The organism is Aliterella atlantica CENA595 (genome assembly GCF_000952155.1).
GTDB lineage: Bacteria > Cyanobacteriota > Cyanobacteriia > Cyanobacteriales > Chroococcidiopsidaceae > Aliterella > Aliterella atlantica.
The window spans coordinates 58,687-64,778 of record NZ_JYON01000028.1; the positions used below are offsets into that span (position 1 = coordinate 58,687).

The 6,092-nt window shown below is 44.1% G+C and carries 6 protein-coding genes and 1 pseudogene; 4 read left to right on the plus strand and 3 right to left on the minus strand.

What is annotated here, in order from left to right:
• Positions 1–3 precede the first annotated feature (3 nt).
• Both UH38_RS20355 and UH38_RS20360 read right to left on the minus strand, forming a co-directional pair.
• Positions 4–486, minus strand: a complete 483-nt coding sequence (locus tag UH38_RS20355) for a DUF3368 domain-containing protein (protein WP_045056516.1) — start codon at positions 484–486, stop codon at positions 4–6.
• Positions 470–724 carry a UPF0175 family protein gene (locus tag UH38_RS20360; RefSeq protein WP_045056517.1) on the minus strand — a complete coding sequence of 85 codons (255 nt, stop codon included), beginning with the start codon at positions 722–724 and terminating at the stop codon, positions 470–472. Before UH38_RS20360 ends, UH38_RS20355 begins: the two co-directional genes overlap by 17 nt.
• 318 nt (positions 725–1,042) lie before the next feature.
• Between UH38_RS20360 and UH38_RS20365 the strand changes: the two genes are divergently transcribed.
• From UH38_RS20365 to UH38_RS20375, 3 genes are read left to right on the plus strand one after another with little or no spacing between them, the layout of a single operon-like run.
• Positions 1,043–1,402, plus strand: a complete 360-nt coding sequence (locus tag UH38_RS20365) for an antitoxin Xre/MbcA/ParS toxin-binding domain-containing protein (protein WP_045056518.1) — start codon at positions 1,043–1,045, stop codon at positions 1,400–1,402.
• Complete coding sequence (locus tag UH38_RS20370; RefSeq protein ID WP_052672490.1) at positions 1,399–1,923, plus strand: RES family NAD+ phosphorylase; 525 nt, start codon at positions 1,399–1,401, stop codon at positions 1,921–1,923. The genes UH38_RS20365 and UH38_RS20370 overlap by 4 nt, the downstream gene beginning before the upstream one ends.
• A 13-nt stretch (positions 1,924–1,936) precedes the next feature.
• Positions 1,937–2,944, plus strand: a complete 1,008-nt coding sequence (locus UH38_RS20375; RefSeq protein WP_045056519.1) for a tyrosine-type recombinase/integrase — start codon at positions 1,937–1,939, stop codon at positions 2,942–2,944.
• A gap of 536 nt (positions 2,945–3,480) precedes the next feature.
• Here the strand turns inward: UH38_RS20375 and UH38_RS20380 are convergent.
• The gene (locus UH38_RS20380; protein ID WP_200892537.1) at positions 3,481–4,398 is read right to left on the minus strand and encodes a two pore domain potassium channel family protein; all 918 of its coding nucleotides are present in this window, start codon (positions 4,396–4,398) and stop codon (positions 3,481–3,483) included.
• 1,156 nt (positions 4,399–5,554) lie between these two features.
• Between UH38_RS20380 and UH38_RS20385 the strand changes: the two are divergent.
• A pseudogene (locus UH38_RS20385) lies at positions 5,555–5,968 on the plus strand (Uma2 family endonuclease); the annotation flags it as partial.
• Positions 5,969–6,092 lie beyond the last annotated feature (124 nt).

A 6,092-nucleotide genomic window follows, 5' to 3' on the forward strand; every position in this document is an offset into this window, starting at 1 on the left:
TTGCTAAGTTGCTAAAATTTTGGCTAATAGCTCTGGTGAAATCCGAAAGCAAGCAGTCTTGACCAGGGCATCAATTGCATCTGGTAAGGAAGACAATTCACCTTCTTTTTCGGCTCGAAGTAAAACTCCTAGAACTCCAGTTACTTTTAACCCAAGCGATTTAGCAACTTTACGCCCATCGCGCTCGTCCAGTAGTATCCGCTCTGCTTGAAGCTCAGTTGCTAGAGTAATTGCCTCTGATTCGCCTCGGTCCAACACCTGCTGTAATAACTGCACTGACAGTTGTGAAGAGACTTGTTTAACTTCAATCCAACCGACATTTAACGCTGCTTGAATTTCGTTTGAGCCTGGTCTATCTTCCTGTACCTTTAGTTCTGACAAAACTCCTAGTGGTATTTGCACTTGCCCAAATTGCTGATGCAGCAGTTCAAGCTGCCCAATGATAGCTAAGTTAAGAATGGGCGAAGTATTACTCACCACTGGCATAGTCTAAGTCATCCGATAATTCTTCCAAGCTGTAATGCCGCGATATTGAACGCTGCCCTAATAATTGTCCAAACTCGTACTTATCCATCTGTGCTAGTTCGCGAGCTTTGCCAAAGGAAAGTAACTCTTGAGCATAGAGAGCAATCGCCAGTTCGTGCAATAGAGCTTGCTCGATGCGAGGTTCGGGCAGGCGGATAGCAGACAAAATGGAATCGGGGATAGACAGTTGTAAGCTCATAGCGTCAGTTCCAAACAACTGTAACTAGCTTATCACCGATTTTGTGAGATAATAGTCTGAGAATAATCTGATATCAATAAGGGAACTTATCTCTACCTAAACTATGCACGAAACTTCAAATCAGCCCATTCTACCTATCAAAATTGTTTCTCTTAATAGGGGATTGGTACAAAGCGATCGCGTCGCGCGCTCTATGCAGCTATGCTTGCTCAACTGATGAAGCACAGCCAATGCTGTTCGTATTGCAGTAAAGCCAAATCCATAAGTGCTGTCGGTAAGCATATAATGTATATAGCCTGCTCATAATATGCACATAATATGCTATCGCCATTTTTAACACAGGTAATGGACCCGCAGAAGGGGGCAATCTCTCCCTACCGTCTCAGCGACATACTTCATATATCAATTTCTCATCTGTCTAGGCTAACGCAGTTGCATCGCAATACCTTAACTCGCAATCCAGAATCTCCAGAAGTGCAGCAGAAACTAGGAGAAGTGGCTCGGATCGTGGCGATCGCCACAGAATTAGTAGGAGATCAACAACGAGCAATTATTTGGTTCCGCCACCAGCCTTTAAGTGGGTTTGATAACAAGACGGCAGAGGAACTGGTAGCCGCAGGACACACAGATGCAGTGCTTGAACATCTGGCGATGTTGAATGATGGAGTGTATGCTTGAGCGTACCTACAGTTAGAATTAAACGTCGCTGTTGGCGAATGCTAGCTCCTAAATGGGCGTATCGACCATTGAGCGGTGCTGGTGCTGCTTTACATGGGGGAAGATTCAATACACCTGGTAGGGAGGCACTATATATTTCGGAGGATTACGTCACTGCGATTAGTGAGTACGAGCAAGATTTGGGTATTCGTCCAGGCACTCTATGCGCTTACGATGTAGATGTAAGCGGCGTTGTTGACTTGGCAAGTCCCGAAGTGCAAGCAATTTGTGGTGTTAATACGGTAATCCTTGCCTGTGCTTGGAAACAAATATGGTTAATAGAGAAACAACGCCCACCTACTTGGGAATTAGCAGAAAGATTAATCGCGGAAAACTATGCAGGCATAAGAGTTCCCTCGGTGCAAGATAAGAGCGGGGTCAATATTGTTCTATGGTATTGGAATGACGCACCAAACCGTCATATTTCTGTGCTTGACCCCAGGACTGATTTACCACTCGATCAAAGTTCTTGGAACGTATAAAGTTGTTAACCTTATGACTCAAGTAGAAACATCTCAAAAGCTAATTCTACCTATTAATATTGTTGCCCTTGATGGTGGACAGCAGCAACCTAGCGATTCGGAGCGATCGCTCCCAAAACTACCAGACCTTCGCCACTGGCAAATCGAAGAGTTCCTACGGCAGACGGGCAAAGCCGATAATACGCAGCGTTCTTACAAGCGACAACTACAAAAATTTAGCACCTGGTGCAACAAATCCTGGCTAGATGTAACGCCCAGCGATATCGGCAAATATCGGCGGGAATTAAAGCAACAGGAACTTAAGCCAGCTTCTATTAACCACGCACTGAATACGCTACGAGCATTTTATCAGTGGTTGCGTCGCAGTAATGGTTATCCAGCAGGTCAACCGTTGCCTACTGACGCAATTGGGTTAGAGAGAACTACCCAACCGCAAGACTTACATATCGATAAAGAAGACCTGGCTGATATTTGGCACGCGCTTTCTACTGATGGCGCAACCAGGATACGCGATCGCGCAATTGTCGCATTACTTAGTCATGGACTAAGAGCTTCGGAATTATCAGTGCTGAATGTAAATAGCTGGAATGGCAAAAGGCTAACAATTCACCGCTCGAAGGGGCAGAACGTCAGTGAAATTCCTCTGAGCAAACAAGCAAGGCAACACTTAGAAGCTTATTTTGATTGGCGGCAGCAAGAAGGAGGAGCATTTATACTAATCCCTGAAGGTCCAATGTTTTTGTGTCAAGACCCGAAACATAAAGGGGAGCGATTAGGTTACAAAGGGCTGTATCGGATGGTGAAGAAATTGGGTGCGATCTCCCAAGTCGATGACATCAGACCGCACCGCTTTAGGCACGAATTTGGTACGAGCATTACTCGCAAAGGGGTAGACCCGCTATACGGTAAGGAGCTAATGGGTATCAAAAGCGATAAAGTCTACTGCCGCTATACCCAAGGAGCGCTAAAGCAAGCGGCGGCTAAGGCTTATCTTCAGGCGATCGGGGAGGATGAAGAATAGCATTAGCTAGGAACACTCCCAGTTAGTAAAAAGTTAGGAAATAGAGATTAAGTATCATGTCGTTATCAACACCTAATAATGGTGGCATGGTTGAAATATCAATTAAGTAAGATAGACATGAAAAAGTGTAAGATGATAGCAGCGAAAATAAGCAAATTGTTCAATGCCTACTGCTCTACGAATCATGTTGAATGAGATAGAAGACCTAACGGGCATTGAGCCGAGAGCCGACCAAAAACCTGCACTTCAAAGTTCAAAAGGCTTGATTTCTCGTTGGAGATAAAGGATTCTTTGGGTGTGATGTAGCAAAATTTCGAAGCTGGATAGAATGAGCGTTTTTAGACTATCTTACTGGAAATTACAAACATCTCGGCTCGATGCCGAGATGGCTGGTGGCTAGTCTGGTAATTTGTGCCTCAATACTCGTTCACGGTTTCACATCTGTACCCTTGACAAAGCTATACGCAAAGCGGACTCAAAACAGCAGAGTGAATTATTAATGCTCCAGTAAGCAACTTTATTCATACATAGCTAGATTATGTCCGCTTTGGATATTCTGAGGAACTAGAAAAACTGGCTGTTCTAGCAGAGTAAACATCATCCCAATTCCAGCCGTGACTTTTAACTAAAGCCAGAAGCAAACGCCGCCGTTTGGAAAGGTTAGCGAGCGCATAATCGAACTCCTCATCGCTAACTGTGGGAACGCCACTAGCGCGAAGACGGTCGAGCGTTGGCATGGGTGGTGCGAATGTATCTGGCTCAATGAAATCAGAAATAAGCGTGTCCAAAAACACTAACATCGCTTGTCGAACTGCGTATAGAGTCACTGCATCGATTTGATTAGTCGGCTTGACACCATACTTCAAGAGTGTCAGAGTCTCATCCAAAACAGCAATACTTAAGGTTGCTGCTGTGTAACGACTGGCGCTATGAAAATAATGAAGTACGGGATAAGTTAGATGCCGTTGTCCGTTCAACAAGATCATCGGTGTCAGCGACAGCAAATGCTGCTCCAATAAACCAAAGTTCTTACCGTTCCAGGCTGTCAAAATGATGTCAGTGGGTGTTTTTCCTAAGCTGGAGATATAGCCTGCTAACTGGCGCTTCTGGGTTGCCGCCGATATCACTGGAACTAAATACGTAATGATCAAGGAGACTAAGAAAAATCCACTGCCAGCAGCGATCGCGGTTGCCGCCTGCCAGACTGCACCTTGAGGTTTATAATCCCCCAATCCCAGTGTGAACAAGGTATATCCGGTAAAGTAGATTCTAGCCAACATATCTGCTGGCTTGCCACTATTAGCGTCGACTACCGCTTGCTCGTTGGCGCTAAAGATCAATGTCCAACCAACCCAAACTAAACCGATCCAGAGGACAGTAGTGCTGAGAAGAATGCCTAAACCTGTAAGTGATATCAGCTGGTGAGAGGAAGCACAACGGTAGTGACGTAGCATTGTTCTCCATATCCAACTGGAAACTTTATTAACGAGTGGACCACCTCCATCTAACGTCAACGTGGTTAACAGCAGATCGATGAGCGTAAAACTAAGAAGCGCCAGTCCTAAAATAACTAGAAATATCTGCATTATCGAACTTCAAAAAGCGTAAAGCTTGGCAGCAAGAAAATTATTACTCCTGGCAACACTTTAACTAAGTAAGTATTTGTTTATAACTATACTTTGTACAGATTTCACTTCCTCTGGAATTAGCTAAAGTCGTCACTAAAATGTTCTATTCTACATAGTTCGACGTTTTTATACCCATGCAGTTGAAGCTCCAATGACAATGATGTCACGCTTTGACACAAGAAAATCTTTTAGTTATTGAGATCGGTCATTCTTGCAGCTTCCGTATTGCCATAAGACTTATTCTGCATTTGCAGCGCTAGTAGGCAGATTTTTCTGCCATCACCTAGCATCAAAAACTAGATACTACAGCTTAATGTGGCAAGGCGGCAGCTGTTATAAGCAAAAATCATCAAAATTGGCTCAAACGCTGATTTGATCGTGGGGCAGGGATGCAGTACATTGATAAGCCCTGCTTAATCCAGGGGATTCCACCAACCCTCAGTACGCATTTATCAGGCTTTCATGCCTCTACATGGGAAAGAGTATACATTAATTCGAAGTTCATAAAGCCTGCAATCACGCTAGCTCCGTGACTACTGCACGGTACGATAGGCGAAGTGAGGCAGCCAAACGTAAGGCGGCGATTTTGCTGCATACGCCTTATGGGCGATTGTAAGTTGCAGGTGTTAGAGATAGGGAGTAATCGCCAACGTTGCGATATTTCCTAAACGAAACTAAGTAAATTCCATACTTCTTTGCAAGCGCTAGAAGTAGAGAGCGAGCGCTTCCTTAAAGGTGAAGATCGCACATTTGATCCAGTAGGAATAGAAGAGTGCGTCCGCATGGCACGCGGGTTTGCTCCAGCCCTGCTACTGAATTTATATTTCATTCCAAGTAGTGAAGAGATCTAGATGAATCTCGACCCCGATGGTTTCTACCACTTTTTAATCTGGGATGATTACTACGAATTTGATATGTAGTAGATTACCAAACTACAGCCGTAGCCTTCTGATAACATAAGATATCGGGTTTTGGTTGAACTATGACTGCAAGATTGTTTACACCACCTGCGGAAATAATTCACCTTTCGGGGATAAGTTGGCAGACCTACCAAGCACTGCGGTCAGAATTAAGCGAGCGCCGTCTTCGCCTTACTTATAATCGCGGTACTCTAGAAATCATGGCTCCCTCTCCAGAACATGAATTGAATAAAAAGGTGATGGGACGCTTTGTAGAAACTTTAGCTGAAGAATTAGGTATCCAAGTTTATCCATTAGGCTCAACGACCTTCCAAAGACCTGAACTAAGTGGTGCAGAACCAGATGAATGTTTTTATATTCGCAATATCGCCTTAGTGCGAGGTAAAAAGCGATTGGATTTTAGCGTCGATCCAGGACCCGATTTGGTAATTGAAATTGATATTACCAGCAGTTCTCCTAATCGACTTCAAGTTTATGAGCCTATCCCACTAATATAAAAATCTGAGCTAGAATCAACGTAAAGGAGAAATAGACAGAACAAAGAAGAAGGAAAATGGCAGGTAGGTTTGAGGGGTTAAGCGACTTGGAATGGAAGTTATT